Origin of the sequence: Rhizobium sp. OAE497 (genome assembly GCF_040546565.1) — a bacterium.
Lineage (GTDB): Bacteria > Pseudomonadota > Alphaproteobacteria > Rhizobiales > Rhizobiaceae > Rhizobium.
The window spans coordinates 2802053-2828007 of the sequence record NZ_JBEPOA010000001.1 but is presented as its reverse complement, the minus strand read 5'-3'; the positions used below and the strand labels follow the sequence as shown (position 1 = coordinate 2828007).

General features: G+C 63.1%; 29 protein-coding genes and 1 pseudogene. 16 read left to right on the top strand and 14 right to left on the bottom strand.

The features are described from left to right. Positions 1-142: 142 nt before the first annotated feature. Genes ABIE40_RS14435 through hemP form a run of 5 tightly spaced genes read right to left on the bottom strand, consistent with a single transcriptional unit; the run spans position 143 to position 4238 of the window. Entirely contained in the window at positions 143-949 is an 807-nt protein-coding gene (locus tag ABIE40_RS14435; protein WP_502944790.1) for a heme ABC transporter ATP-binding protein, read from the bottom strand. After that, positions 939-2054, bottom strand: a complete 1116-nt coding sequence (locus ABIE40_RS14430) for a FecCD family ABC transporter permease (RefSeq protein ID WP_199627593.1) — start codon at positions 2052-2054, stop codon at positions 939-941. Before ABIE40_RS14430 ends, ABIE40_RS14435 begins: the two co-directional genes overlap by 11 nt. Before the next feature lies 1 nt (position 2055). Further along, the gene (locus ABIE40_RS14425; RefSeq protein ID WP_112711380.1) at positions 2056-2988 is read right to left on the bottom strand and encodes a heme/hemin ABC transporter substrate-binding protein; all 933 of its coding nucleotides are present in this window, start codon (positions 2986-2988) and stop codon (positions 2056-2058) included. Positions 2989-2999: 11 nt separating this feature from the next. Beyond that, entirely contained in the window at positions 3000-4049 is a 1050-nt protein-coding gene (locus ABIE40_RS14420; RefSeq protein WP_199627591.1) for a hemin-degrading factor, read from the bottom strand. A 9-nt stretch (positions 4050-4058) separates the two neighbouring features. After that, positions 4059-4238, bottom strand: a complete 180-nt coding sequence (gene hemP / locus ABIE40_RS14415) for a hemin uptake protein HemP (protein ID WP_112711378.1) — start codon at positions 4236-4238, stop codon at positions 4059-4061. Positions 4239-4379: 141 nt separating this feature from the next. On the opposite strand from hemP, the gene ABIE40_RS14410 reads away from it, so the two are divergent. From ABIE40_RS14410 to ABIE40_RS14380, 7 genes are all read left to right on the top strand, one after another. Beyond that, positions 4380-4835 (top strand): hypothetical protein, encoded by a 456-nt coding sequence (locus ABIE40_RS14410; RefSeq protein WP_413710059.1) that lies wholly within the window; start codon positions 4380-4382, stop codon positions 4833-4835. 60 nt (positions 4836-4895) lie between these two features. Then, complete coding sequence (locus tag ABIE40_RS14405; protein WP_199627589.1) at positions 4896-6176, top strand: energy transducer TonB family protein; 1281 nt, start codon at positions 4896-4898, stop codon at positions 6174-6176. Between the two features lie 112 nt (positions 6177-6288). Then, positions 6289-6696, top strand: a complete 408-nt coding sequence (locus tag ABIE40_RS14400; RefSeq protein ID WP_112711375.1) for a DUF2325 domain-containing protein — start codon at positions 6289-6291, stop codon at positions 6694-6696. Further along, positions 6693-6959, top strand: coding sequence for a hypothetical protein (locus ABIE40_RS14395; RefSeq protein WP_112711374.1), 267 nt, complete (start codon positions 6693-6695; stop codon positions 6957-6959). The genes ABIE40_RS14400 and ABIE40_RS14395 overlap by 4 nt, the downstream gene beginning before the upstream one ends. A gap of 9 nt (positions 6960-6968) precedes the next feature. Continuing rightward, positions 6969-7283 (top strand): heme-degrading protein HmuQ, encoded by a 315-nt coding sequence (hmuQ, locus tag ABIE40_RS14390; protein WP_199627587.1) that lies wholly within the window; start codon positions 6969-6971, stop codon positions 7281-7283. After that, positions 7284-7646 carry a bleomycin resistance protein gene (locus ABIE40_RS14385; RefSeq protein ID WP_199627585.1) on the top strand — a complete coding sequence of 121 codons (363 nt, stop codon included), beginning with the start codon at positions 7284-7286 and terminating at the stop codon, positions 7644-7646. 120 nt (positions 7647-7766) lie between these two features. After that, on the top strand, positions 7767-8537 hold the full coding sequence (locus tag ABIE40_RS14380) for a sugar phosphate isomerase/epimerase family protein (protein ID WP_199627582.1): 771 nt from the start codon (positions 7767-7769) through the stop codon (positions 8535-8537). Positions 8538-8950: 413 nt separating this feature from the next. Here the strand turns inward: ABIE40_RS14380 and ABIE40_RS14375 are convergent, their stop codons facing one another. The 3 genes from ABIE40_RS14375 to ABIE40_RS14365 are packed head-to-tail and all read right to left on the bottom strand — an operon-like array spanning position 8951 to position 10226. Beyond that, positions 8951-9460 carry a GNAT family N-acetyltransferase gene (locus ABIE40_RS14375; RefSeq protein ID WP_199627575.1) on the bottom strand — a complete coding sequence of 170 codons (510 nt, stop codon included), beginning with the start codon at positions 9458-9460 and terminating at the stop codon, positions 8951-8953. After that, positions 9457-9831 (bottom strand): DUF423 domain-containing protein, encoded by a 375-nt coding sequence (locus ABIE40_RS14370; protein ID WP_199627573.1) that lies wholly within the window; start codon positions 9829-9831, stop codon positions 9457-9459. The genes ABIE40_RS14375 and ABIE40_RS14370 overlap by 4 nt, the downstream gene beginning before the upstream one ends. A 5-nt stretch (positions 9832-9836) precedes the next feature. Next, positions 9837-10226 carry a group II truncated hemoglobin gene (locus tag ABIE40_RS14365; RefSeq protein WP_199627571.1) on the bottom strand — a complete coding sequence of 130 codons (390 nt, stop codon included), beginning with the start codon at positions 10224-10226 and terminating at the stop codon, positions 9837-9839. Positions 10227-10385: 159 nt separating this feature from the next. Between ABIE40_RS14365 and ABIE40_RS14360 the strand changes: the two genes are divergently transcribed. The 6 genes from ABIE40_RS14360 (at position 10386) to ABIE40_RS14335 (ending at position 15267) form a co-directional block, all read left to right on the top strand. Then, positions 10386-10949 (top strand): TetR/AcrR family transcriptional regulator, encoded by a 564-nt coding sequence (locus tag ABIE40_RS14360; RefSeq protein ID WP_199627783.1) that lies wholly within the window; start codon positions 10386-10388, stop codon positions 10947-10949. Positions 10950-10966: 17 nt separating this feature from the next. After that, a complete protein-coding gene (locus ABIE40_RS14355; protein WP_199627569.1) occupies positions 10967-11308 on the top strand; it encodes an SMR family transporter in 342 nt (113 codons plus the stop codon). A 197-nt stretch (positions 11309-11505) separates the two neighbouring features. After that, positions 11506-12291, top strand: a complete 786-nt coding sequence (locus ABIE40_RS14350) for a ThuA domain-containing protein (protein ID WP_130283894.1) — start codon at positions 11506-11508, stop codon at positions 12289-12291. A gap of 9 nt (positions 12292-12300) precedes the next feature. After that, entirely contained in the window at positions 12301-13344 is a 1044-nt protein-coding gene (locus tag ABIE40_RS14345) for a Gfo/Idh/MocA family protein (protein WP_199627567.1), read from the top strand. Between the two features lie 92 nt (positions 13345-13436). Beyond that, positions 13437-14963 (top strand): winged helix-turn-helix domain-containing protein, encoded by a 1527-nt coding sequence (locus ABIE40_RS14340; protein WP_199627565.1) that lies wholly within the window; start codon positions 13437-13439, stop codon positions 14961-14963. Between the two features lie 97 nt (positions 14964-15060). Then, on the top strand, positions 15061-15267 hold the full coding sequence (locus ABIE40_RS14335) for a hypothetical protein (protein WP_199627553.1): 207 nt from the start codon (positions 15061-15063) through the stop codon (positions 15265-15267). On the opposite strand, the gene ABIE40_RS14330 is transcribed toward ABIE40_RS14335, so the two are convergent. The 6 genes from ABIE40_RS14330 to ABIE40_RS14305 all read right to left on the bottom strand — a co-directional run bounded on the left by ABIE40_RS14330 (position 15257) and on the right by ABIE40_RS14305 (position 21738). After that, the gene (locus ABIE40_RS14330) at positions 15257-15652 is read right to left on the bottom strand and encodes a DUF1236 domain-containing protein (protein WP_112711361.1); all 396 of its coding nucleotides are present in this window, start codon (positions 15650-15652) and stop codon (positions 15257-15259) included. The genes ABIE40_RS14335 and ABIE40_RS14330 overlap by 11 nt on opposite strands. A gap of 119 nt (positions 15653-15771) precedes the next feature. Further along, on the bottom strand, positions 15772-16962 hold the full coding sequence (locus tag ABIE40_RS14325) for a glycosyltransferase (RefSeq protein WP_199627551.1): 1191 nt from the start codon (positions 16960-16962) through the stop codon (positions 15772-15774). A 218-nt stretch (positions 16963-17180) separates the two neighbouring features. After that, complete coding sequence (locus ABIE40_RS14320) at positions 17181-17813, bottom strand: response regulator transcription factor (protein ID WP_246777447.1); 633 nt, start codon at positions 17811-17813, stop codon at positions 17181-17183. Between the two features lie 381 nt (positions 17814-18194). Next, the gene (locus ABIE40_RS14315) at positions 18195-18911 is read right to left on the bottom strand and encodes a Crp/Fnr family transcriptional regulator (RefSeq protein ID WP_246777448.1); all 717 of its coding nucleotides are present in this window, start codon (positions 18909-18911) and stop codon (positions 18195-18197) included. A 173-nt stretch (positions 18912-19084) separates the two neighbouring features. Continuing rightward, complete coding sequence (locus ABIE40_RS14310; RefSeq protein WP_199627549.1) at positions 19085-20308, bottom strand: polysaccharide pyruvyl transferase family protein; 1224 nt, start codon at positions 20306-20308, stop codon at positions 19085-19087. Beyond that, positions 20305-21738 (bottom strand): hypothetical protein, encoded by a 1434-nt coding sequence (locus ABIE40_RS14305; protein WP_199627547.1) that lies wholly within the window; start codon positions 21736-21738, stop codon positions 20305-20307. Before ABIE40_RS14305 ends, ABIE40_RS14310 begins: the two co-directional genes overlap by 4 nt. A gap of 181 nt (positions 21739-21919) precedes the next feature. Between ABIE40_RS14305 and ABIE40_RS14300 the strand changes: the two genes are divergently transcribed. The 3 genes and pseudogenes from ABIE40_RS14300 to ABIE40_RS14290 all read left to right on the top strand — a co-directional run. Continuing rightward, the gene (locus ABIE40_RS14300) at positions 21920-22753 is read left to right on the top strand and encodes a glycoside hydrolase family 16 protein (RefSeq protein WP_246777449.1); all 834 of its coding nucleotides are present in this window, start codon (positions 21920-21922) and stop codon (positions 22751-22753) included. A 273-nt stretch (positions 22754-23026) separates the two neighbouring features. Continuing rightward, entirely contained in the window at positions 23027-24943 is a 1917-nt protein-coding gene (locus ABIE40_RS14295; protein WP_199627545.1) for a non-ribosomal peptide synthetase, read from the top strand. Then, positions 24940-25932, top strand: a pseudogene (locus ABIE40_RS14290) (beta-ketoacyl synthase N-terminal-like domain-containing protein); the annotation flags it as partial. The gene ABIE40_RS14295 and the pseudogene ABIE40_RS14290, both read left to right, overlap by 4 nt. Positions 25933-25955 lie beyond the last annotated feature (23 nt).

Genomic DNA, 25955 nt, shown 5'->3' with positions numbered 1-25955 from the left:
TTTCTCCATGCTTTTGGGCGAACGGAAGCGCCGCCTGTTTAAACGCAGGTCAAGACCATTGCTGTTGGGAGAGTGCCCCGGCCATGACCCAAATCATCGACACGGAGAACGCGAATGGCGCGGAAAGGTTCCCTGCAGTGCCTCAGAGAGCGCTATGCGCCAGCACGAACGGCGTGCCATCAGCCGGCACCCGGTTGATGCGTAGCGCGCAGCCGAAGACGGAGTGCATGTTGTCGTCCGTCAGCACGTCTCGGACGTTGCCGGCCGCTGCCAGCCGCCCGGATTTCATCAGCACGATCTGATCGGCAAAGAGGGCCGTCAGGTTGAGGTCGTGCATGACGGCGATGACGCCGCCGCCGGCTTCGCAGAACTGGCGCGCAAGCCGCATGATCGTCAGCTGGTGGCTGATGTCGAGGCTGGAGACCGGCTCGTCGAGCAGCAGCCAGCAGGGCTTGCCGTGCGCGACCGGCTCGGCGATCTGGCAGAGGACGCGGGCGAGCTGAACGCGCTGCTCCTCGCCGCCCGAGAGTTCCTGATAGTAGCGGCCCTCGAAACCGTGCAGATCGACGGCGCCAAGGGCGCGGGCTGCCGTCTCCTCGGCCTTCTCAGGGTGCAGATTGACGCCCGTCGTCAGGCCCATGCGGACGATTTCTCGGACGGTGAAGGGGAAGGAGATGGCGCTTGCCTGCGGGAGGACGCCGCGGATGGCGGCGAGCTTCCAGGGCGCCATGTCGCGCACTTCGGCGCCGTTGATCTTCACCGAGCCCCTGGCGGCAAGCTCGCCGGAGACGGCTTTCATCGTCGTCGTCTTGCCGGAGCCGTTGGGACCGGCGATCGCCGTCAGCTCGCCGGCACGGGCCGCGAAGCTGACGCCGTGGACGACGGTCTTGCCCGACAGATCGACGGAAACATTGGAAAGCTCGATCATGGATGCGTTCTCAGAGGGCAAGCCGCGAGCGCTGGCGCAGCAGGATCCACAGGAAGAAGGGACCGCCGACAGCCGCGGTGATGATGCCGATCGGCAGTTCGGCCGGGGCGACGATGGTGCGCGCCAAGACGTCGGCAAAGATCAGCAGCGAACCGCCGAGCAGGGCGGAAGCGGGCAGCAGGTAGCGATGGTCGGGGCCGATCACCATCCGCAGCACATGCGGCACGACGATGCCGACGAAGCCGATGCCGCCGCTGACGGCGACCGAGGCGCCGGTGGCGGCCGCGACGGTGACGATGGCGATATTCTTCAAGCGCTGAACCGGTACGCCCATGTGGAAGGCGGCGGCCTCGCCGAGCGTGATGGCGTTCAGGCCGCGGGCCATGAAGGGGAGGACGACGAAGGAGAGGAGGATGATCGGCGCTGCTGCCGCGATTTTCATCCAGGTGGCACCGGAGAGCGAGCCCATGCCCCAGAAGGTGACGTCGCGTAGCTGCTGGTCGTTCGCCATATAGGTCAGAAGGCTCGTCAGGGCGCCGGTGAGAGCGCCGAGCGCGATGCCGGCGAGCAGCATGGTGCCGATCGAGGTCTGGCCGTTGCTGGTGGCGACCCTATAGAGCAGCAGCGTGGTGGCGAGACCGCCGCCGAAGGCCGCAAGCGGTAGGGCATAGATGCCGAGCAGATTGAAGAGCGGCATAGCGATGCCGCCGCCGAGCACGATCATGACGACGGCGCCGAAACCGGCGCCGGAGGAGACGCCGACGAGGCCGGGATCGGCGAGCGGATTGCGGAACAGGCCCTGCATCACCGCGCCGGAGACGGCGAGCGAGCCGCCGACCAGGAAGCCGAGAATGGCGCGTGGCATGCGGATATCGAAGATGATGATCCGGTCGCGCATGGTCAGCGCATCGGCCTGGCCGCCGAGATTGGCGATGACATCGAACATCGAAGCGTCCGATGCGCCCGTCGTTACCGAAAAGAGCAGCGAGAAGACCGAGCCGATGACGAGCAGGGCGATGACCAGGACCGCGAGGCGGGCGCGATCGCCCGCTTGTTGCCGCTCGCGCAGCGCCGTGATCGAGAAGAGAGAGCGTTTCTCACCCGCCATCGCATCCTGCATTGCCATGTCAGCCGCCGTAGATCGCCGCGTTCAGTTCGCGCACCGCGCTTGCCGTACGCGGGCCGAAGCCGAGAAGGTGCAGACCGTCCATGCGGATGACCGCCTTGTTCTGGGCGGCGGGCGTCAGCGCGATCGCCGGCTGCTTGAAGAGATCATCATTGGCTGCAGCATGGCCGCCTTCGCGGTCCATCATCAGGATGACGTCCGGCTTGGCCTCGATGATCGCTTCGTCGGTCAGCGGCTTGTAGCCCGGGAAAGTGCCGACGGCGTTGACGGCGCCTGCGAGGCTGATGATCCCGTCGGCGGCCGTGCCGGTGCCCGAGGCCATGATCTTGCCGCCCTGGGCGCTGAGGATGAAGAGCACGCGCTTGCGCTCGCCTTCCGGGCGCTTCTCGGCATCGGCAATCGCCGCGTCGAGATCGGCGCCGACCTTGGCTTCCAGGGCCTTGGCCTTGTCCTCGACGCCGAGCAGGGTGCCGACGCGATCAATCTTCTTCAGGATGCCTTCGCGGTCATAGGTGTTCGGCACGGTCTCGAAGGGAACGCTGGCGTTCTTCAGAACGGTCAGCGCTTCCGGCGGGCCTGCACCCTCGACGGCGATGATCGCCGACGGGTTGACGGCGAGAATGCCTTCCGGCGAGAGCGCCCGCATGTAGCCGACATCGGGCAGCTTCATCGCCGCTTCGGGATACATGCTGGTCGAGTCGCGGGCGATGATGCGGCCTTCCTCGCCAAGCGCATAGATGATCTCGGTGACGTCGCCGCCGACGGAGACGACGCGCGAGGTGTCGAGCTTCTTCGGCTCGGCGGCATGGGCCGAACGGACGAAGGAATAGCCGGGCGTGGCGACCGGCGAGGGGATGAGCGGCAGGGCCATGACGGCCGCCGTCAGCGCCAGTTCCCAGAGGCGGATGCGGCGCAGGCTGGAGGGCATCTTCATCACCATGCTCCTTATGCGGCGACGCTTGCGGCGCGCGGCAGGTTCTCGATGATCTCGCGCCAGTCGCTGCGCTCGTCGGTGCCTTCCTTCCGCTTGCCGAAGAACTGGATGATCATCTCGCCCTTGGCATCGTAGGCTTCGAGCGAGGTGACATGGCCGTCCTTGGTCGGCTTGCGCACGGCCCAGGCCTCGGCGATGTGGTCCTGGCGCAGATGCAGGTGGAAGGTCGGGTCCATGATGTTGATCCAGGGACCCATCGGCTGGACGTTGAAGATCGGGCCGGAATGGATCTGGACGATGCCGTTATTGGCGACGAAGCACATGATCGGCAGGCCGGATTTGACCGAGGCGTGCAGCAGGTCCACCGTCGCCGAGGGATCGAGCTTCCAGGCGTAGTCGTCGCCGACAGTGCGCACGGCCGCCTGGCGGCCGATCTTCAGCTTGCGCAGCATGCCGAAGAATTCGTGGGTGTCGGTGAGCTTGCTCCAGTTGTCGCGCAGTTCGTCGCGGCTGACATCGCCGGTTTCATCGGCGCCGAAGCTTGCTTCCTGCTCGACGAATTCCTGCGACTGGTCTTCGAGCTTCAGCTCGGCGACGATCGCATGATAGGCCTCGACATTGGACGACGGGCGCAGGTGGACCTTATGGACCGCATTGCCGGTCTTGTCGAAATACTGAAGGCTGAGGCGCTCGGTATCGCCATCCTTCTTGGTGACCGCGAAGGCATGCGCCCAGCGGCTCGGGAAGACGCGCAGGTCGATATTCTCGCCGAGAACGATGGCGTTGTGCTGGCCGGTGGTGATGTTCTCGTAGACGCCGATCTTCTCGTGCACGGCGCTTTCGTTGCGCGACAGAGCCATGACTTCGCCGAGGCTTGCGACGCGCTCCAGAAGCTTGTTGGCGCTGGCATCGATGCGGGTGGCGGAAATGCCGACTTCGGCGGCAACGAGGGCAGCCTCGGAGATCTTCAGCTGAGCAGCGATATCGCGCTCGCGCATCTTCGGATTTTCGGCGCGGAACGCACGAATTTCGGCCGGTGCCGGTCTGGTGTTCTCGGTCATGTTCTACCCTTACTTATTGAGAATGAGCTTGCCCTGACGGGTAATTTTCATGCGATAGACCACGCCCTCATGCCGGATCATGATCTCGTTCGCGCCGCGGAAGATGTCTCCGCTTTCGATCGTGCGCACTTCCGCCGCGTCCTTGACGAACGGCGCATGCTTAAAGGTGTCAGGCTTTTCAACCATCATTTCGGTTGGCAATTTCCGCTTGTGCCGCGGCTTGTTTTCCCGCGGCTCCGATACATTTATCTTGACTTTCATAGTCAGCATTTTTTAAAGACGCAATAGAAGAGTTATCAACTCAAGTTTTCGAAATCGCATGGAGAAGTGATGATGGCGGCACGCAGTTTTGCAGCGCTCGTGGCAGGCGGATTGATCGCGGCGGGAAGCGTTTTTCCGGCTTACGCGCAGGACGCCGCTGCCGCTGCTCCGGCTGCTCCCGCCAATGCTCTCGAGGTCGAGCTGAATGCGCTGGCGCCCTCGCAGAAGGGCTGCATGATGACTTTCGTGGCGCTGAACAAGCTGGCGGCCCCGGTCAACAAGATCTCCTTCGAGCTCGCCTTCTTCAACGACAAGAACGCCGTCGACAAGATTACCGTTCTCGACTTCCGCGATCTGCCGCAGGGCAAGAAGCGCGTGCGCCAGTTCGATATGCCGAACGTCAAGTGCGAGGCGGTCACCCGCATCCTGATCAACGACACGCCGGTCTGTGATGGACCTGCTGCCGGCGAATGCATGAAGGGTCTGGTGACCCGGTCGCAGATTTCGGTTCCCTTCGAAGGGTAATGAATGCGCCGGGGATGAACCCCGGCGAGGCTTCAGTTTCCAACTGGCCGGGGCAGGCACATGGTAGTTTCAGCGAAATCCCAGTCACGGCAGGTGTTCTTTGCCGATCAGGAAGAGGGCGGGTCGAACGACAATTTGCCCGGCCTGCATCCCGGCCACGAAATGCCGGAGCTGCGCAACGCGCCGCGCCAGCCCGCCGCCGAAGCCGTGGTCCATTATGCCCGCTTCGCCCAGATCGGCTCCTTTCCCGAGCATGCCAAGGGACCGAAGGCCGATGCCGCCGATGCGCCGGCAATGGATACGTCTGCGATCGAGAAGCAGGATGCGGCGGACAAGCCTGTCAAGCGCAATGTCGTTGCAGCCTGCCTGACGTCATTTGCATTTCATGCGATCGTCTTCACTGCGCTAGCCATTGGTTTCGTTGTGACGCCGCATCAGCCGGAGGAAGAGGCTGGCGAGGCCGTCAGCGTCATCATTCTCGGCGATTCCGAAGCCGACCAGGCCTCGGCCGGCGATCCCGACCTGCAGGTCGAGCCGCAGCCCGAGGAAGTGGTGGCGGAAAGCGTGCAGCCGGAGACGGTTCAGCCAACGGAAGTGCAGCCGACCGAGGTGCAGCCCACGGAAACGGTGGAGGCCCAGCCGGTACAGCCGACGCAGGAGGTAACCCGCATTTCGCCGGAGACGGTGACCGCGGCCGAGCCCGAAGTGCTGACCTCCAACGTTCCGGCCGAAACGTCCGTCGTCCAGCCGATGGCGACCGAGGTGCCGGAAGAGGTGAAGCCCGTGGAGCAGACGGAGGTGGCGCAAGCTGTGCCGGAGGCTATCCAGCCCGAGGAAGCGCCGACCCCGACGCCGAAGCCCAAGGCGGTGCCGCCGGTGGAGAAGCCGAAGGCCGAGAAGAAGGAGCCGCCGAAGAAGGTGGTGAAAAAGGTTGCCGGTTCGCAGGGCGAGAACAAGCAGGACTCGCGCCGCGGTGCCAATGACGGACAGGAAACGGCCAATTCCGACCAGAATTCGCGTTCGGCCGGTAGCTCCGGCGGGGCAGGCAGCGCTGCCGTCGCCAATTATCCGGGCAAGGTGCAGTCGCGCATCCGCCGCGCCGTGAAGGTGCCCTCGGAATACAAGCGCATGAGCGCCTCGATGAATGTCCGCGTGCGGCTTACGATCGGCGGCGATGGCTCGCTGACCGGCCTTTCGGTTGCCCGCAGCTCCGGTATTCCGGAGCTCGATCAGGCGGTTGTCTCTGGCGTTCAGCGGGCGTCTCCGTTCCCGCCGCTGCCGTCCGAATGGGGCAAGCCGAGCTGGACCTTTACCCAGGAAGTCCAGGTCACCGGCCGCTGAAATAAATATGATCAAAAGAGTCAACTTTATACTTTACTCTAAAAATCAAGTTTAATAAGGTCCCGCTTGCACACTGGAATCGTGTGACGATCAACGAGCGAACGGGTGGTAAATGGCTCGGAAGGCGAAGAAGGGATCCAACCGGGAAATCCGCGTCAGCGCGGATGCGGCAGCCGAAGCGCAGCCGTCGGGACGGTCCAAATTGGATGGCCGCAGTTTTCTCTATGTCGGTGGCCGGGATTGCCAGGTGGCACATCTTCGCGAGATCGCCAGCAGCTTCGGCGCCGAGCTCATCCATCATGATGGCGGCTTGCGCGAAGCGGTTTCCCGCATCGATACCGTTCTTCCCTCCGTCGACTGCGTGTTCTGCCCGATCGACTGTATCAGCCATGATGCCTGCGTGCGCGTGAAGACCGGCTGCAAGAAATTCGGCAAGGCCTTCATTCCGCTGCGCAGCGGCAGCAAGTCCAGCCTCGAGCGGGCCTTGAACACGATGAACGAACGAGACAATTCCCGATGAAAGACCAGCGCCCAGAGGGCTTCATGATGATCGGCCTGCACAAGCTCGCCGCACAGAATGGCGACGGCCTTGTGCCCGAACTCTACGATCTCCTGATGAAGAATGCCGAGCGCGAGGCGCAGGCGGATAACGTCACCGAATTTCCCTATTGGGAGACGAGGATGCCGGGTGTCGAGCCGGAAAAGCCGCTCGGCCGCGAGGCCGCAAACGGCAACAACATCGTTGCCTTCGCCGCGCCGGTGCGCAAAAGCCGGAAGCGCTGAGGAGCCCGCATGTATATCGCGATGAACCGCTTCAAGGTTTCCAACGGTTCGGAAGCCGAATTCGAGGACGTCTGGCGCAACCGCGATTCCAGCCTGTCGCAGGTGCCCGGCTTCGTCGAATTCCGGCTGCTGCGCGGCAAGGCGAATGCGGAAGAGGGCTATACGCTGTTTTCCTCGCATACGCTGTGGGCGAGCGAGGAGGATTTCCTCAACTGGACGAAGTCCGAGAGTTTTCGCGCTGCCCATCGCAATGCGGGCGACCGTAAGGCGATGTACAAGGGGCCGCCGGTTTTCGAGGGTTTCAACGTGGTCGAGGGCATCTGATTGAGTGAGGATCCGCAACGCGTCGAAGTCATTCCGATCCTGCCGTCTCTCGATATGGCGGAGACGCTTGCCTTCTACCGCGATGAGCTGGGCTTTGCCGCGACCTACGAGACGGCGGATTATCTGATCGTCCGGCGCCAGGAGATGGAGCTGCATTTCCGGATGACGGACGACCGCTCGCTCTGCGAACGCAGCTCCGTCTATATCCGCGGCGGGCGGATCGGCGCGCTGCATCAGGAATATTCCGGCAAGGGCGTACCGCGCCTTAGCGCCCTCGAACTGCGCCCCTGGAATATGGAAGAGTTCTTCATCCACGATCCGCACGGCAACCTCCTGCGCTTCGCGCGCATTCCCGGCCGCTGAGTTCTGCCGACGACTGGGGTCCCTCTGCGACACCCGGGGCCCTTCTGCGACCCCTGGCCGCAATGAGTGGCGTCGAGGACGCGCTATGGTTTGGCCCATCGCCCGTGCTATCGTCATGATATGACGAAGCCTGTTCTATCCCTTCAACTTTTCTCGCTGCGCGAACTCGGATCGCTCGACGCCCAGCTTTCCGCGGCCGCGAAGGCCGGTTTCCAGTCCGTCGAGCCGCTCGGCCATCAGTTGCAGGATGCTGCGGCGCTGAGCGAAGCGCTTGTGCGCCACGGCCTCACCTCTCCAACCGCCCATATCGGCCTCGAATTTCTGCAGAGCGAGCCGGGCCGCGTCGCGGACGCCTGCCGCGCCTGCGGCATCAGGGAAGTCTTCGTGCCGCAATCGGCCACGTTCCTGCCGGCGGAGACGACGGGCGGCTGGCAGCGCCTCGGTGCCGAACTCGGCCGTCTCGCCGAGCGCTATGCGGCAGACGGTATTTCGATCGGTTATCACAACAAGATGGCGGGCTTTGCGCTGCTGCCGACGGCGCGCTATGGCTTCGAGGTGATGTTCGAGGCGGCGCGCGGCACGCCGCTCGTCTGGCAGGCCGATATCGCCTGGATTTCGCGGGCCGGCGTCAACCCGGCCGACTGGCTGCACCGCTACGCCAAGGTCCTGGTCTCCGCCCATGTGAAGGACCGCGCGCCTGAAGGCGCCAATGCCGACGAGGACGGCTGGGCCGATGTCGGCGCCGGCACGCTGATGTGGCCATCGCTCTGGCGGCTGGCGCTGGCAAACGGGGCGCGGACGCTGGTGGTCGAGCACGACAGCCCAAAGCGGCCGTTTGAATTTGCGCAGACGAGTTTTGCCTATCTCAGCCGGTTTATGGCGCATTCGTGAGGGGGGTGGGGTGCGCCTCCCACGCGCTTCTTGTGGAGGCGCAGTTGGAGGCGCCGACATATGCCCAGAGCTCCCTCATCCTTGTGACGAGCACAGGGATGAGGGAGGAGAGGTGGGGCGGTCTTCGTTCAAGCTGCTAAGGTGGGTAGGTTTGGGGCTCTCTACCTTCAGAGCCAACAGCCCCCTCATCCGGCTGCCGCCACCTTCTCCCCGAGGGGAGAAGGGATGTGTGGCGGCCGCTCGGCTGGACCGTCTTGCTCTGGAGGTGAGATGGGAGGGGTAGCGCGTTCCGTGGCGTTGACCGTGCTGGCGAAGGCGCGGAAGCCCAGCCCCAATCGCGACCGTCCCCTCTCCCCAACGGGGAGAGGGCTAGGGTGAGGGGGCTCCGGGCTCGAGACTATCCGCCGAAGCCCTCAAAGTCTCAACACCATCCCCACACGCCGCCCGGCATCCGTACCGTTGGCGATCTCACCCTCCAGGATCGCCCGCAAACCCGCGGGGATCTCAGCGGGTTCGTCAAACCCCATCGACCGGTAGAACCGATAATTGAACACGACAAACCGGTCCGTCGTCAGCATCGCCGCCGGCAGCCCGCGTACCCGCGCAATGTCGATCGCCGCCAGCATCAGCGACCGGCCGATGCCCTTGCCGTGGAGGTGCCTGATCACGTCGACCTCGGCGATATAGAGCATGCCGTCGATCTCTTCGGCGGCGAGGAAACCAACCGCCACATCATCGCCGTCCGCGGCAACGAGCAGCAAGCCATCCGCCAGATAAGCGCCGAGCTGCTCCAGCGAAAGCGGATGCGGCTCGCCCGGGAAGGGGACGCCGGCGTCGATGAGCGCGCCTGCGGCATCCATCTCGATGGCGCGGAGTGTCTCGAGCTCGCCCTCGCGGGCCGGGCGGATCGTCGTGGCGGTCATCGGGCCGGGCGGCGCAGGAAGCCGCCGATGGCGATCGCCAGCCAGCCGAGCATCATCGCCCAGCCGCCTGTTGGTGCCGCATAGGGGAAAAGGCCGTGCCCGGCAAAACGCAGCGAGACGAGGTCGCCGGAAAAGAGCGCGGTGCCCAGAATCATCAGCAAACCGGCCAGCCAGGCGGTTTTCAGCTTCTCGCCTGCGAGCGCCAAGCCGAGTAGAGCGGGCGCGTGCGCCAGGCACATGGCGGAGGCCGAGGCGGCGAGGCTGGCATCGCCGCCGCCATGGGCGGCGACGGCGGCCAAGCCGACACCGGCGACGCCGAAGAGGCCGGCGAACAGGAAGAAGAGGCGCGCGATGCGGTGATTGTCGAGCATGCGCTCTATTCCTTGTTCTGCATGTGGAAGGCGAGCCGTTCGATCGGCGGCCAGATGATCTCGCGGAGTTTCGGATTGGCGATCGTCTCGTCCATCGCCTGGCGGAAGCAGAGCAGCCACTCGTCGCGCTCGACCGGGCCGATCTCCGCAACAAAGTGCCGGCTGCGCAGGCGCGGATGGCCGCGCTTGTCGGTATAGAGCGGCGGGCCGCCGAGATAGCCGGTCAGATATTCGTAGAATTTCTCTTCGCTGCCCGTGAGGCTCGGCGGGTGAACGGCCCGCACATGCCTTGCCTCCGGCAGCGTATCCATCAGCTCGTAGAAGCGGTGCGACAGCGCCTTTACCGTGTCGTCGCCGCCGATCGCCTGATAGAGCGTGATTACCTCTTCAGCCACTGAACCATCCCTTGATACCCCGCATCTGTCATGCAACGGACGGGCGGCGAGCGCAACCTGACGGCTCCAAGGCGCGGCAATTCGTCCGGATGCCCGCAGCTGCAGGCACTTCTCCCGATTTCGATTGACAAAACCGTCCAGCCGGTATTTTTAATGATCATGGCACTCGCACATCACCGCAAGAAACAACCCGAACTCGTCCGCCGGCAGCTGCTGGATGTCGCCGCGCGTCTGGCGACGGAGAATGGCATGGCGTCGGTGACGCTCGATGCGGTCTCAGGTGCGTCCGGCGTCAGCAAGGGCGGGCTGCTGCATCACTTCCCGACGAAGAATGCGCTGCTCGATGCGCTGTTCGAAAGCCTGCTCGAGCGTTTCGATGCCGATATCGAAGAGCGGATGCGCGTCGATCCGGTCTCGCATGGCCGCTTCACGCGCGCCTATCTGCTGGCTGTCGCCGATATCCAGGACGACCGTGAGGACTCGCGCCATTGGGCGCAGGTGACGATCGCCATGCTCGCCGAGCCGCGGCTTCGCCAGCGCTGGCGCGAATGGGTGCACGCGAGGGCCGATGAATATGTCGGCACCGATTCTTCCGTCGACGCGCAGATTGTCCGCTTTGCGGCGGATGGGCTCTGGCTTTCCGATACGACGGAGAGCCACGATCTCGGCCCCGCCGAGCGCCGGGCGCTGATTGCGCGCCTCAGCGAACTGACCAAACGATAATTCCAGGATTGAAGACCATGAACCCGGCTGCCGTCTATGCGCTGCTTTTCCTCGCGATCGTGCTCGAAGTCATCGGCACGACGGCGCTGCAGATGTCGCAGCAGTTCACGAGGCTGCTGCCGACTGCCGTGGTCGTCATCTGCTATGCGGCGGCCTTCTATGTGCTGTCGCTGACGCTGAAATCGATCCCCGTCGGCATCGCCTATGCGATTTGGAGCGCTTTGGGAATCGTGCTGATTTCGGCCGTCGGGCTGATCTGTTTCAAGCAGCGCCTCGACCTTCCGGCGATGATCGGCCTTGGCCTCATTATCACCGGCGTGCTTGTCGTCAATCTGTTCTCGAAATCCGTTTCGCACTGATTTCATTAGGGTTTGTGCGTATTCCTGCGCCGCATCGCCGCGCGGAATTTTCCCCTTTGTCAAATTGCGGCCAAAGGTCTATGTCTTCTTGTGACTTGGAGGAGGCACGGCGCAGTTTTGAGCATTTTCCCAAAGCGCTTTGAATTCTTCTCGGCCTGCCAGTTTTGACAACCCCGAAAGCCTAGAGGAGCACCAGCATGGCCATTCGTACCGTCGTCTGGGGAGAGAATATTCACGAGAATACCAACGAGATCGTCAGGGGGATCTACCCGGAGGGCATGCACACGACGATTGCCAAGGCGCTGAACAGCGACCCCGGCATTAATGCGACGACTGCTACGCTGCAGGAGGCCGAGCATGGCCTGCCGCAGTCGCGTCTCGACGAGACCGACGTGCTGCTCTGGTGGGGCCACAAGGATCATGGCGCCGTTTCCGACGAGATCGTCGAGCGGGTTGCCAAGCGCGTCTGGGAGGGCATGGGCCTGATCGTGCTGCATTCCGGCCATTTCTCGAAGATTTTCAAGCGGCTGATGGGCACGCCCTGCGCGCTGAAGTGGCGTGAGGCGGGCGAGCGCGAGCGGCTGTGGGTCATCAATCCGCGCCATCCGATCGCTGCCGGTCTCGACGAGAACTTCGTGCTAGAGAATGAAGAGATGTATGGCGAGCAGTTCTCGGTCCCCGAACCGCTGGAAACGGTGTTCATCTCCTGGTTCCAGGGTGGCGAGGTGTTCCGCTCGGGCATGACCTGGCGCCGCGGCGCCGGCAACATCTTCTATTTCCGGCCGGGCCACGAGACCTACCCGACCTATCACGACGCCAACGTCAAGAAGGTGCTGATCAACGGCGTAAAATGGGCCCATAACCCGGCCGGCGCGTTGACTGCGATCCACGATGCTCCAAATGTGCCGGTTGAGAAGGCACTGGAGCCGATCGAAGAACGCGGCCCAAGATTGCACCAGGCCGGCGAAGCCGGTTACCGCTGAGGAGCATCCATGCGACTACTCGTTCTCGGAACGGGCGTGATGGCGAAGAACCAGCTCGACCACTTCACCCGCATTGACGGCGTGGAAGTGGTCGGCGCTGTCGATACCGACACCGTCCGCCTTGCGGCCTTCGCCGACAAGTTCAACATCGAAAAGCGTTTCCTGACCCTCGACGAGGCGATCGCCTGGGGCGAATTCGACGCGGCGACCAATGTGACGCCTGACAGGATCCACCACCCGACGACCATGGCGCTGATTGCGGCGGGCAAGCATGTCTTCTGCGAAAAGCCGCTGGCGGAGAATTATCCGAAGGCGCTGGAGATGACGGAGGCTGCGGAAGCGGCAGGCGTCATCAACATGGTGAACCTCACCTACCGCAATGTCGCGCCGCTGCAGCGCGCCCGCGAAATGGTGCTGTCGGGCGAGCTCGGCACGATCAAGCATGTGGAAGCCTCCTATCTGCAGAGCTGGCTGGTGTCGCGCGCCTGGGGCGACTGGCGCACGGAATCGACCTGGCTCTGGCGCCTGTCGACCGGTCACGGCTCGAACGGCGTGCTCGGCGATGTCGGCATCCACATTCTCGACTTCGCGGCCTATGGTGCGGCGACCGATATCGACCACGTCTTTGCCCGCCTCAAGACCTTCAACAAGGCGCCGGGCGGCCAGATCGGCGAATATATGCTGGATGCCAATGACAGCTTCACCATGTCGGTCGATTTCGCCAATGGCGCGCTCGGCGTCGTCCATGCCAGCCGCTGGGCGACCGGGCATCTGAACGAGCTGAAACTGCGCATCTATGGCGAGCGCGGCAGCCTGGAGGTGAACCACAATCCCAACGGCTCGTCGCTGCGCGGCTGCCTCGGCGATGATGTCGAGACGGCGACCTGGAGCGATATCGAGGTTCCCGCCGTGCCGACCAACTACCAGCGCTTCGCCGAAGCGGTGATGACAGGCGTTCAGCCCGATCCGAACTTCCGCCATGCCGCCAATCTGCAGAAGGTGATTGACCTCTCCGTCGTTACCGAGCGCGACCGGCGCGAGTTGAAGGTGTGATTTTCGGGGGCCGCAGCTTTGCTGCTGCGGCCCCCGCATCCCCCCGGCTGAATCCGTTTCTCCCGCCACCCGGTTCCGCGCTATTGTGGCGCATGGGCAAGCCGGTTGTCTCCTTCGGTCCATTCCGCATCGATCTCGCGACGGGTGATCTGGCGCGGGAGGGCAAGCCCATGGCGATCGGCCAGAAAGGCGCTCTCCTGCTGGCCGCCCTGGCTGCGGCGGAGGGCAAGGCCGTCTCCAAGGCCGCGCTGATGGAATGCGGCTGGCCGGGTCTCGCCGTCGAAGAGGGCAATCTGACGGTTCAGATCGCGGCGCTGCGCAAGGCGCTCGGCCAGCGCAGGGATGGCACGGAATGGATCGTGACGATCCCGCGGCTCGGCTACCGGCTGGCGCTGGAAAGTGCCGCTGCCGCCGATGATCCGCATCCGCCCGCCGTTGCCGTCCTGCCCTTCGTCAATCTCGGCGCCGGCGCTGAGCAGGACTATTTCGCCGATGGCGTGGCGGCCGAGATCATCACGGCGCTGGCGCGGTTCCGCTCCTTCTCGGTGGTGTCGCGCAGTTCTTCCTTTGCCTATAAGGGCCGGACCGTCGATATCCGCCAGGCGGCGTCTGAGCTTGGCGTCCGCTATCTGCTCGAAGGCAGCGTCAGGCGCGACGGCGAGCGTATCCGCCTCGATGTCCAGCTCATCGATGGCGTCACGGCGGGGCATCTCTGGGCTGAGCGTTTCGAGGATGTCATCGGCCATATCTTCGATTTTCAGGATCTGATCACCGAGCGCGTCGCCTCCACCGTCGAGCCGTCGATCGAGATTGCCGAGATGCAGCGCTCGCGCCGCGAACGGCCGCAAAGCGTCGCCGTCTACGATCTGTATCTCCGAGCGCTTGCCGCCCTTCATGACGAGTCGATGGAGGGCAATGCGGCCGCCCATACGCTGCTGCAACGGGCGCTGACGATCGAGCCCGACAATGCGATGCTTCTTTCCCACGCTGCGTGGGTGCTGGAACACCGGCACGCGATGGGCTGGCCGCCCTTTACCACAGATGATGCGGCCGAGAGCGTCGAGCTGGCGCGCCGCGCTTTGCAGTATTGCGCCGGCGATCCGCGGGTGATGACCCATTGCGGCATGGCGCTGCTGCAGGCGGGACGGGATTACGAGGGCGGCGTCGCCGTGCTGGAGGCGGCTTTCGCGGCCAATCCCAATGACTTGATGGTCGCTGCCGCCTCGGGCATCGCCCTGCTTCATTGCGGCGATGTCGGCATTGGCGTCGAGCGCCTGCAGCGTGCCGTGGCCCTCGGCCCGCGCGATGCCGATGCCCGCTTCTCGCTGACTGGTCTTGCCATGGCGGCGCTGTTTCAGCGGGATTTCGAGGCAGCGATCTCCTGGGCGACGCGGTCCCTGGCGCTGAATGCGCATTTCGATGCCACTTACTGGATGCTGATCGCCGCCCATGCCCATCGAGGCGAGCTCGGCGAGGCGCAGCGCCATCTCGAAAGCCTGCGCCGGATCGCGCCCGGCGTCTCGCTCGCCAGTATCCGGGCGGGGCAGCCTGCGAAGGATCCGAGCCGGTTCGCCATCGTGCTGGAAGGCCTGGCGCTTGCCGGGCTGCGGGCGGAATAGCCGGGCTTCTTGTATCTTTTAGGAAGTTTTCACGCGCGGCTTAAGGACCCGCGGGCCGCGCTGCCGCAGGATGACCTCACCATCAGGGGAGGTTTCCATGCTCTCGGCACTCAGCATCGTCTCGCTCGACCAGGGCAAGCTCTATGGCGATCGGATCCCGGCAGATGATCTGCCGGTAATGCCCGCGCCGCCACGTCTTTCGCTTCTTCGCCGTATGGCTTCGCATCTGCACCTTCGCAAACGAAAAGACCCCGCCGAAGCGGGGTCTGGAGCGTTGCCTGCAACCGGGATCGTTACTGGATGACCTGCACGACGCGGTGCGTCTGCGGTTCCACGATCACACGCTGGTTGTTGACCACCGTGTAGGCATATTTCGGATTTTCCGGCACAGGCATGACCTGCACTTCGGCCGGAAGCGGCTTGCCGACGACGATCGGCTGCTGGACGACCACGGCCTGCGGCGGGGCGGGCTGGGCCTCGACATAGGTGACGACCTCTCGCGGCGGCGGATCGATCACGGCACCGGCAACGGCGCCGGCGACACCACCCACGGCAGCGCCCACGGGGCCGCCGACAATTGCACCCGTCACGGCACCACCGGCAGCGCCGGTCACAGCACCATCAGCCAGCGCATTCGTGGCCAGGGACGACAGCGCCAGCGCGCTGGACACAAGTAGGATCTTGTACATTTTCGTTTCTCCTTAGCTCGGTTTGCGGGGAGAAAACGATGCACGCTATCAGTTGTTCCCGGGCGGGAATCACGCTTTCCGCGTAGTGGTCACATGGCGTGAGCAACGGCCGAATTGCCTCAATGCACCCTGTCGGTTTCCACCGCCGCGGCCGGGAAGGCCGGTTCGAAGGGGAAGCGGCGGGTTTCGCCGTGGGGGGTGGTCTGCAGCGAGGCGGTCTTGCGGGCGCGCAGTTCTTCCTGAATGACGAGATCCATGCCGAGCTTGAAATTGCGGGTGCTGAAGCGGGCGGCGTGTTCGCGGATGGCGGCGGGGTCGAAGGCTGCGGATTCTGCCTCGAAGGCGTGCACGGCCTCGATGATCGCCTCAGGTGTCTGCTCGTGGAAGAGCACGCCGCTGAGGCCGGGGACGACGGTTTCCAGCGCGCCGCCGCTGCCGAAGGCGATGACCGGGCGGCCGCTCGCCATGGTCTCGACAGGGATCAGGCCAAAATCCTCTTCGCCCGGGAAGATCAGTGCTTTGCAGCGGGCGAGCTTCTCCTTGAGTACCGGGAAGGGGGCGCGGCCGAGGAAGGTGATGGTCGGACCGGCAATTGCCTTGAGTGCTGCCAGTTCCTTGCCTTCGCCGATGACGACGAGATTGCGCCCCATCTTGGTGAAGGCGCGCACGGCGAGGTCGACGCGCTTGTAGGAGACGAGCTGGCCGGCACAGAGATAGAAGTCTCCGGTTTCAGTCGCGGGCGCGTAGTCGTCGACGGCTACCGGCGGATAGATGACGGTTGCCGAGCGGCCGTAATATTTGCCGATGCGGGCCCTGACGTGGTGCGAGTTGGCGACGAAACGGTCGACGCGCATGCTGGTGCTGACATCCCAGGAGCGCAGCAGCGGCGCCATCCAGGGCAGCAGCATGCGCGAGGCGAGGCCGGCATTGGCGCGGTAGGAATGGTAGTGATCCCAGATATAGCGCATCGGCGAGTGGCAGTAGCAGACATGCGTCGAATGCGGCGGGGCGATGATGCCCTTGGCCGGGCCGGATTCGCTCGAGATGATCAGGTCGTAGCCGCTGAGATCAAGGCTTTCGAGGGCGAAGGGCATCAGCGGCAGCAGCGACTGGTAATGCTTCACCGCGCCCGGGATCTTCTGCAGGAAGGAAGAGGTCACCTTGTGGCGCTTGATCTTCTCGGAGACGCGGCTTTCGTCATAGACCAGCGTGAAGATGTCCGCTTCCGGATACATGTCGCAGAGCGCCTCGACGACCTTTTCGCCGCCGCGCATGGACACGAGCCAGTAATGAACGATTGCAACGCGCATGGATGTCCCCTCGATTGAAGCGGTGCCATCATCGGCGAAGGCAGGCGTGCGCCCTAGCGCTTCCATCGGTGGTCGGCGGATCAAATAGGGGTAGGGGGCTAGCCGAAAGTGTTATGCATTCTCAGGACGTTAGAGCCTGGCGGCAGCTGAATGCACGGCACGCAAAAAGAACCGGAGCGTTTATGGCGCTCCGGCTCAAATTCCTGCGATATGAAACATTATTGAGCGAACTCGCGGATTTTGTAGGCGACTTCCGTGCGGTTCGTCGCATGCAGCTTCTTCATGATGTTGCGAATGTGAACCTTCACGGTGCTTTCGCAGAGGTTCATTTCATAAGCGATGATCTTGTTGGACTTGCCGCGGCGCAGGGCGTCGGCGACGGACATTTCGCGCGGCGTGAAGGAATGATCGCCGCATTTGGCTGCCGTGGTGCTGGAGGTGATCATCTCCTTGGCGGCGAGCAGGCTACTGGCCGGAATGAAGACGCCGCCCGCACGGGCAAGTGCAATGGCTTCGGCGGCAACGCCGATACCGATATTGGCCGGAATGTATCCCTTTGCTCCGCATTCCAGCGCCTTCAGCACCTGCTGGATCTCGTCGCCCTCTGCGCCGACGACAACCGGTACCGATGGAAATTTCTGAGTGAGCTTGGCAATCTTATCGCTCACATCCGGGTCCGAGACGTGCTTGCCGCCGATCATGTAAAGGATCAGCGCCGGCTCGAACCGCATGCGCTTGCGCTGCCAGTCTTCGATCGAGGTCGCGGTGATGACCTTGAGATCCTCGTCATATTCGGAAAGGCTGCGCGACAGGCATTCGCTCTGCAGCGAACGGGGGTCCAGAAGAAGCACGTATTCCGGCAGGTCTTCCTGGGCGTCCGCCCGGGAGGATGAGGAAAAGTGCCTCAGAGAATCCGATGTGCGAAGAGAGATGAGGTGAGCTGCTGTGTCAGTTCGAATCTGATCACTTGTTGTTGTAAGACCTTCCATTTCACGCCCCTACATTGGTTGAACTCAATACTAAACGTGCAAGAGAAGTAAGCCCGAGAATTATTACTTAGCACTATGTGCTGAGAGTTTATGAATTCCTTGGCTCCGGAATTTATCTCTTGAGTGTAAATATGGATGAAGCCAAAAGCGGTGGCATTAACATAGGTTAAGGCTCTATTAAAATATCGAAAGTAGAAGTAATTAGCCCAGAAATGGTTGTCCTACTTAATTCGGACTATTGAATTACCGCGGAATAATCTGCGGTTGTGTCGCCAAGTAACTGTCGTCAAACTCGACAAGCTCTTCAAGTTTCCTGCGATTCAGGAATTCAACGATGCCGTTTCTAAAAGAAACAAGGCCGTTGACCCGCAAGTCCTTCAGGACGCGGTTGATATGGACGGTCGACAGGCCGACGGCGTCACCGATATCGGATTGTGTCAGTGGGCACTGGAAACCATCCATGCCGGGGCGCTTCCGGTCAGGCCCGATACGGGCGGCAAGTTCAAGGAGAAGGTGGCCGGTGCGGGCAAGCGCATCGCGGCGGCCGACATTGGCCAGGCGCTCGGACATCCGGGCGTGACAGCGCATCATCTCGGCCATCACGATGTCCTGGCCGGTGGTGCTGTCGAGATAGCGGGCCAGCGTCATGCCGCTGAGTTCGTAGAATTGAGTAGGCGAAATCGCTTCGATCATCTCACGGGCGATTGCCACCGATGGCGTCCAGATGATGTCGCCGGGGAGAATGAATTCGAGAATGACGCGCGTACCGTTGGGCAGCGATTTGCACGATACGGCCCAGCCGCTCACAAGAATAAGCAGCGCCGCTTTTCTGGCTTCCGGGTCAAAGACGATATCGCCGTCGTCATAGGCGCGGTAACTCCCGCCCGATAGCGAAACTCTTTGCCCTTGTATTCTGACCAGCCCAAGATTTTCGTGGTCCGACCCTTCGTATATCGCCACGCCCCGCCTCCAGCAAACTTCGTGGTTCTCTTTCCCCTTAATTACCTTTTAACCATTAAATATGAGAAGATCGTAACATGAATATTTATCGTTGTCTCGCCGATGCCATTGTTGGTGGGGATAGATTTGCGGGAATGGTTATTTTCAATAGTGGTGCAGAATAATTCTCGTATTTATACACTCTGTGCCAATTTATTACGTTTTTTGGCCTTTGGACTCGCGTTAAAGTATTCATCGCCGCGCAAAATCGACCGCACGTTCAAAAGCGCAGATTTGGCTGAAGTCACTTGTTCGTGATGACGGGCCGGATCGATGCCTTCGCGCTCCGCGCTGGCCACCATCGCGGCGATCTCTGAAGGGGTGCTTCCGGCGGCGGCGAAGAAGCCTGCGCGGTCCATCGCCTTGAAGAAACCTTCCACCTTTCCATCCCAGGAAATGCCGACGGCCGGGATCTGCATCGCATGTGCGGCAATGCAGGCATGCAGGCGGTGGGCGACGATGACGCTGTTTTCAGCAAGGATCGAAAGCAGCTGCTGCGGGTCCTGCGGGCGGCCGGCAAGCGCCAGCTCTCCTGCTGTGCCGATGCCGGCAGTTTCTGCCGCGGCAAAGACTGCTTCCGCCAGCCGCTGGTCTTCGTTTGCGCCGTTGGAGAAGAGCGTGACGCGGTAGCCGGTGCCGGTCAGCTCGGCAATCAGCGCCAGGTAGTCGGCAACCGAGGTCAGCGGAATGGCAGCGCCGGCGCGCGAGGCGTGGCGGGCGAGAATCTTCGGTTCGGTGACGCAGAGGCCGACATTGCCCTGGATGGGGGAGGCGGCAGGTGCGAGAGAGCCTGCCAGCAAGCCGGGATCGGGCTCGATTTCGGGAATGGGGCCGGTTGGGAAATGCTGCAGCCAGTTGCGGTATGCAAAGCCGTCACGCACCGACAGATGCTTCAGATTGGTGCCGAGCAGGCGGCCGAACAGCCGTTTTGCCGGTTCCGACCAGTGCGGTCCGACGCCGACGGCATAGATCGCGAGCGGCTTTTTCGCTCTGGCGGCGCAATCGAGCAGGGTGCCGACCTTCAGAGGGAAGTTCAGGTCGTCGTCCTGGAAGAGGTTGCCGCCGCCGAGGATGACGGCATCGGCGGCAGCGATCTTCTCATCCCAGAGACGGCTGCTCGTCTTCAGCTGCTTGGCCAGCGCCCGGGAAACGACGGCGCGGCGCAGCGGTGCGGGCAGGTGCCGGAGGATATTGAGGATGAGCGCGCGGTTGCGGCTGGTGCCGACGGCGGTGCGCCCGGCGAGATCCAGCGTCTCCACCTCGCCGCCTTCGGCCCGCAGGGTCTCCTCGATACAATCGGCCAGCAGGCCGTCGCCGAGATTCTCGCTGTATTTGACGTTGAAGACCAGGATTTTCATGAGCGGGCCTGTGCAGCATCCTGATGCGCGCCAGCAAAGCGGAATGCCGGATTGTTATGGGCCGGGCGGCTGACGGAGCGCGGCAGCGACAGGGCGGCAACGCCACCGGCCAGGATGTAGAAGGTCAGGCCGAGATCGTAGACGGTGCCTGATATGGTTGCCGTCACCAGCACGGCGTAGAAGCCGAGCTTGGCGGCGCGCACGGCGGCGATGTCTTCGTTGCGTTCCGGATCGTATTTCGGCAGCCGGGCGGTGAAGACGGCGATCGCGAAGATGACGAAGATCATCGTGCCCACGACCCCGAGATTGGAGAGCAGCACCAGCACGAAGCTCGAGGCGCGGGCGCTGCCGAGGCCGGCGCCGAAGCCATAGGTATTGACGAAGCTTTCATAGGCGACGGCATTCCACATGAAGCGCTCGCGGCCGGATTGGCTGTCGGCCTTGGAGAGCACCATTTCGTCGAGGAAGTCGTGAAGGCCGGCAGCCATATCGGGCAGGGCGACGACGACGATGATCGCCACCAGCGGCAGGGCGGCGGCGCCGACGGTGATTGCCAGCGCATGGCGGCCGCGGATCGCCCGCAGCAGCAGGAAGGGCATCACCGCGGCAACGCCGACGAGGGCGGTCGCCGAGGTCGAGAGCAACAGGGCCGCCAGCAGCGACAGCGCCAATATGCCGGTGACGCGCGTGCGGATGCCGTCGAGCCACAGGCTGGAGATCGCGGCGAAGAACACCAGCGTATAGTCGGCGAAGGCGGACGCCTCCGGGAACGTACCGGAGATGCGCTTCAGGCCGCCCTTTTCGGCACCCGTCAGCAGCGCGTAATTGGCGGTGCGCACGAAGCCCATCAGCCATTCGGTGCGCGAATAATAGGTGAGGATGTCGGCGAGGGCGAAGGCGAGGTTGATGGTGGTGGTGGCGATCAGCGCCGTGACCAGCGAGGTGGCGATGCCCTCGCGGCGGAACCAGGCGAAGGTGCAGCCGAAGCAGAGCAGGCCGCCGATCGCATAGACCGTCTGCGTGATGTTGTTGGAGGAGAAGCGCAGCGGCGTGAGCGCAATGAAGCTGCGGGCGCCGACCTGCCGCTCGACCACCATGGTCTCGGCCATGCCGGCAAACAGGCGCGGGAAGAAGAGCGCGGTCACCAGGCCGAAGATGGTCAGCGTCAGCAGGAAGAAGCCGATCCGTGGTGGTACGAAAGCGGCAAACACCCGGCCTTCGCCGCAGCTCATGATGACGCGGATGCAGAAGAAGACCAGAAACAGGTTGGGAACCAGCACCGATGCGCCGCCGAGGCCCGACAGGTTGAAGGCGGCGGCCGAGCCGAAGACGGTGGAGGCGAACATGAACAGGAACGACCAGACCGGCGGCATATAGAGTGCCGCCGCGCCAAGTACCAACGTCAGCAGTCCCATGATCTGAAAGTGCATGGAAGTCGTTGTCCCGCCCGATTTAGCAAAAGACTAGCATGCTCGGAACCGGCGCGTATTTACGCCCCGGACTACTTCTTTCGGGCAGGGCTTCGGCCGAACGTGGTTCTTCACCCGGTTTTGCGCTCTGCCTATCGTTCGCGGCATGTCAAAGCTATCGAAGACTTCTCGCAGTGATGAATTGACGGGCGGCCGGCGGCCTTTGCTGCTGGCGCTCTGTGCGGCGGCTCTCGCGATGGCCGCACCGGCGCCTGTCTTTGCCGAGGATGCGGCTGTAACCGGCGATACCGGTGACGGGCTCGATCTCGACAAGATGAAGATGACCTTCGCCGACGAGTTCGACGATCTCAGCGTTTCGGCCTGGGGGCCGGGAACGCGCTGGATCGCCCATACGCCGTGGTCGGGCGATTTCGGCGGCGCGCGCTTTGCCAATCCCAAGGACGGCTTTCCGTTCACCGTCGACGACGGCGTGCTGCGTATCGAGTCCTCGAAGGACGGCAAGGGTGAGTGGCGCTCCGGCCTGCTTGCCTCCGTCGATCCGAAGGGCAATGGCTTTGCGCAGCAGTACGGATACTTCGAAACCCGGGCGCAGCTGCCGACCGGACCGGGTCTCTGGCCGGCCTTCTGGCTGATCGGCAAGGACCGCTCGAAATCGACCGCCGAGATCGACGTGATGGAATATTACGGCGACAAGCCCGACGGCTATTCCTCGACCGTCCACGTCTGGTACCGCAACGGCGACCACTATTCGAAATTCTCGCGCATCAACGCCTTCCTGAAGAACAAGCCGGGCGATTTTCATACCTATGGGGTGAAGATCGACGAGAAATACATCCGCATGTATTTCGACCGGCAGATGGTCTGGAAGACCGAGACGCGGCCGGAACACCAGCAGCCGATGTATGTGCTGCTTAACCTTGGCCTGGTCGATAATGTGACCAAGGCCAGCGCACCCGATCCATCGCATATGTATGTCGATTACGTGCATGTCTACGCGCTGCCGCAGCAGCCGTAATTTCCAGGTTTCACAAGCAATTGCGGGAGCGGCAGAGATGCCGCTCCCGGCGCATTTGCGGCCCTCCCGGGCAGGCTAATTCTTTCGGCTAGGTAGGGCACTACCGGATAGCCCCATGCGTCGGCTTTTCTACACCCTCTAGCGATTTGGAGGGCCGGTTTGGCGAAGGGGTCATCCCAATGATCATCTGGCGAAATCCCGCTGAAATGGGAAGGTCGCCACACGAATGCCGCGCAGCAGAAACCCGCCAGCAGACGACAAGGGGGAAGTGCAATGACGGGCCTAGCATATCCAGGGACGATCGAGAGAAGCGATACGGTCAGCTACGACCGCGACAAGGGATTGCCGGAGATCTTTCGCGCGCATGTGCAGAAGAATCCGTCGGCCACGGCATTGGTTTTTGGCAGCGTCTCGCTGACCTATCGCGAGCTCGACGAGCTCTCCGACAAGGTGGCCGTGACGCTGGAAGAGCGGGGCGTCTCGAGGGGTGACGTCGTCGGTCTTCTTCTGCCGCGCAGCCTGGAAACGATTGTCTGCATGCTGGCCGCCCTCAAGGCGGGCGCCGCCTACCTGCCGCTCGATCCGGCCTATCCGGCCGAACATCTCGATTATGTCATCCGCGAATGCGCTCCGAAGGTGATCTTCGCCGAAGCGGCGTCGATCCAGAAGCTGGCACTGATCCCGGGCCTTCCGAGCAAGGTTTTCGATGCACGGGCGGTTATCGCCGAAGCTTCCGCATCTCCGACGGTTCGCCCGGCCGCGCGGCCGGCCGGCGACGACGTCGCCTATGTGATGTTCACCTCTGGCTCGACCGGCCGCCCGAAGGGCGTCGTCGTGGCGCATCGCGGCATTGCCAATCTGGTGCTGGAACAGGATTTCAATCCGCTCACCAGCAAGGATGTCGTGCTGCATGCGATGACGATCTCCTTCGATGCCTCGACACTGGAAATCTGGAGCGCGCTGCTGAACGGCTGCAAGCTGGTCGGCATGCCGGATTTGAACTTCTCGATCAGCCGCCTTTGCGACCTGATTGAAGAACACGGCGTCACCTTCCATGCCTCGACGCCCGGCCTGTTCAATCTGCTTGCCGATTTCGGCCGCGACCGGGTTCCGTCGCTGCGCCATGTGCTGTTCGGCGGCGATGTCGCCTCGGTCGCCCATTCGCTGCGCTTCCTGCAGTCGCATCCGAACTGCCGCCTCACCAACGCCTACGGCCCGACCGAAGCGACGGTGCTGGTGACAGGCTATAATATCCCGGCCGATTTCAAGGGCACCGAAATGCCGATCGGCAAGGCGATCGGCAACACGCAGATCCTCATCCTCGACGATCATCTGCATGAAGTGCCTGTCGGCGAAGAGGGCCAGATCGCTCTCGCCGGCGAGGGGCTCGGCCTCGGCTATTTCAACCGGCCGGAGCTGACGCGCGAGCGCTTCGTCATGGTCGAGACCCGCGATGGTCCGGTCCGCTGCTACCTGACCGGCGATCTCGGCACGATGGATGCCGACGGCACCGTTCATTTCCACGGCCGCCGCGACCGCCAGGTGAAGATCAACGGCAAGCGCATCGAACTCGACGAGATCGAGACGGCGCTGCGCAACGATACGCGGCTTTCGGAAGCGGCCGTCGTCTGCCAGGTGATGGGACCGGAACTGAAGCAGATGGTCGCCTTCCTCTGCCCGCGCGAGGATCTGCGCGGCAGGGACCAGGAGTTGACGCGCGATGTCATGGCGACGCTGCGCGGCCGCCTGCCGGCCTTCATGATCCCGAACTCGGCAATCGTCATCGACCAGATGCCGATGACGCGGGCCGGCAAGATCGATCGCTCGAAGCTTCTGGCCCCTGTTGTCGAGGCTGCGCCGAGCGCGATCGAGATTGCCGCTGACACCGGCAGCGAGGCGATGCTGACGCGGCTGTGGCGCGATGCGCTGGGCAACAAGCCCGTCGATCTCGACACCAACTTCTTCGATCTCGGCGGCACCTCGCTGCAGCTGATGCAGATCCACGCCCGCATGGAGGCCGAGCTCGGCCGCCAGGTTCCGGTCGTCCAGCTCTTCAAGCACTCGACGATCCGCGAACTGTCGCGCTTCCTCGAGGGCAAACACGACAATTCGGGCCGGGACGCTGCGGCAGCCCTGCGCGCCGAACAGCAGCGCAACAATATGGCTCGGTTCCGGAGGAACACGAAATGACAGGGGATCGTGGGGGCGACGCCGGAGAAGCCTTGCCTGATGCAGGGCAGATCGCAATCGTCGGCATGTCGGGACGGTTTCCCGGAGCGAAGGACGTCGATGCGCTCTGGGACCTCGTCGCATCCGGCGAAAACAGCTTCTACAAGTACAAGCTGGATGAGCTCGAAGACTCCTTTACCGATGAGGAGAGGGCTCTTCCGAATTTCGTCCCGGCACGCCCGGCGCTTGCCGATGTCGATATGTTCGATGCTGATTTCTTCGGGATGTTCCCGAAGGAAGCCGCGGTCACCGATCCGCAGCACCGCATCTTCCTGGAAATCTGCTGGGAAGCGCTGGAAGACGCCGCCTACGATCCTGCCAAGTATGAAGGCCTGATCGGCGTCTTCGCCGGCGCCTCGATGCCGACCTACCTGATCAATAACGTGCTCCGCGACCGCCAGACGGCCGAGGAGATGACCTCGAACTACCAGATCGGCTTCTACCAGCAGATCGTCGGATCGCTGACCGATGCGCTCGCCACCCGCGTTGCCTACAAGCTCGATCTCCAGGGTCCGGCCCTCTCGCTGCAGTCGGCCTGCTCGACCTCGCTGCTTGCCGTCTCCCAGGCCTGCCAGAACCTGCTCACCTATAGCTGCGACATGGCGCTTGCCGGCGGCGTCTCCGTGACCCTGCCGCAGAAGCGCGGCTACATGTACCAGGAAGGCGGCATGGTCTCGCCGGATGGCGTCTGCCGTCCGTTCGATGCCGATGCCGCCGGAACGGTGTTTGCCAGCGGCGCCGGTGTCGTGGCGCTGAAGCGTCTCGAAGATGCGCTGCGCGACGGCGACCGCGTCTATGCCGTGATCCGCGGCTATGCCGTCAACAATGACGGATCGGAAAAGGTCGGCTTCACGGCACCCAGCATTGCCGGCCAGGCCAATGTCATCTCGGCAGCCATCGCCAATGCCGGTGTCGAGCCTGAAACCATCGGCTATATCGAGTGCCACGGCACGGCCACGCCGCTCGGCGATCC

Bases quoted from the DNA above. Each gene is read 5' to 3' on its own strand.
- ABIE40_RS14430 (WP_199627593.1), bottom strand. From the start codon at position 2,054: ATGGCAATGCAGGATGCGATGGCGGGTGAGAAACGCTCTCTCTTCTCG.
- ABIE40_RS14425 (WP_112711380.1), bottom strand. From the start codon at position 2,988: ATGAAGATGCCCTCCAGCCTGCGCCGCATCCGCCTCTGGGAACTGGCG.
- ABIE40_RS14420 (WP_199627591.1), bottom strand. From the start codon at position 4,049: ATGACCGAGAACACCAGACCGGCACCGGCCGAAATTCGTGCGTTCCGC.
- hemP (WP_112711378.1), bottom strand. From the start codon at position 4,238: ATGATGGTTGAAAAGCCTGACACCTTTAAGCATGCGCCGTTCGTCAAG.
- ABIE40_RS14410 (WP_413710059.1), top strand. From the start codon at position 4,380: ATGATGGCGGCACGCAGTTTTGCAGCGCTCGTGGCAGGCGGATTGATC.
- ABIE40_RS14405 (WP_199627589.1), top strand. From the start codon at position 4,896: ATGGTAGTTTCAGCGAAATCCCAGTCACGGCAGGTGTTCTTTGCCGAT.
- ABIE40_RS14400 (WP_112711375.1), top strand. From the start codon at position 6,289: ATGGCTCGGAAGGCGAAGAAGGGATCCAACCGGGAAATCCGCGTCAGC.
- ABIE40_RS14395 (WP_112711374.1), top strand. From the start codon at position 6,693: ATGAAAGACCAGCGCCCAGAGGGCTTCATGATGATCGGCCTGCACAAG.
- hmuQ (WP_199627587.1), top strand. From the start codon at position 6,969: ATGTATATCGCGATGAACCGCTTCAAGGTTTCCAACGGTTCGGAAGCC.
- ABIE40_RS14380 (WP_199627582.1), top strand. From the start codon at position 7,767: ATGACGAAGCCTGTTCTATCCCTTCAACTTTTCTCGCTGCGCGAACTC.
- ABIE40_RS14375 (WP_199627575.1), bottom strand. From the start codon at position 9,460: ATGACCGCCACGACGATCCGCCCGGCCCGCGAGGGCGAGCTCGAGACA.
- ABIE40_RS14370 (WP_199627573.1), bottom strand. From the start codon at position 9,831: ATGCTCGACAATCACCGCATCGCGCGCCTCTTCTTCCTGTTCGCCGGC.
- ABIE40_RS14360 (WP_199627783.1), top strand. From the start codon at position 10,386: ATGGCACTCGCACATCACCGCAAGAAACAACCCGAACTCGTCCGCCGG.
- ABIE40_RS14355 (WP_199627569.1), top strand. From the start codon at position 10,967: ATGAACCCGGCTGCCGTCTATGCGCTGCTTTTCCTCGCGATCGTGCTC.
- ABIE40_RS14350 (WP_130283894.1), top strand. From the start codon at position 11,506: ATGGCCATTCGTACCGTCGTCTGGGGAGAGAATATTCACGAGAATACC.
- ABIE40_RS14345 (WP_199627567.1), top strand. From the start codon at position 12,301: ATGCGACTACTCGTTCTCGGAACGGGCGTGATGGCGAAGAACCAGCTC.
- ABIE40_RS14340 (WP_199627565.1), top strand. From the start codon at position 13,437: ATGGGCAAGCCGGTTGTCTCCTTCGGTCCATTCCGCATCGATCTCGCG.
- ABIE40_RS14335 (WP_199627553.1), top strand. From the start codon at position 15,061: ATGCTCTCGGCACTCAGCATCGTCTCGCTCGACCAGGGCAAGCTCTAT.
- ABIE40_RS14330 (WP_112711361.1), bottom strand. From the start codon at position 15,652: ATGTACAAGATCCTACTTGTGTCCAGCGCGCTGGCGCTGTCGTCCCTG.
- ABIE40_RS14325 (WP_199627551.1), bottom strand. From the start codon at position 16,962: ATGCGCGTTGCAATCGTTCATTACTGGCTCGTGTCCATGCGCGGCGGC.
- ABIE40_RS14310 (WP_199627549.1), bottom strand. From the start codon at position 20,308: ATGAAAATCCTGGTCTTCAACGTCAAATACAGCGAGAATCTCGGCGAC.
- ABIE40_RS14305 (WP_199627547.1), bottom strand. From the start codon at position 21,738: ATGCACTTTCAGATCATGGGACTGCTGACGTTGGTACTTGGCGCGGCG.
- ABIE40_RS14295 (WP_199627545.1), top strand. From the start codon at position 23,027: ATGACGGGCCTAGCATATCCAGGGACGATCGAGAGAAGCGATACGGTC.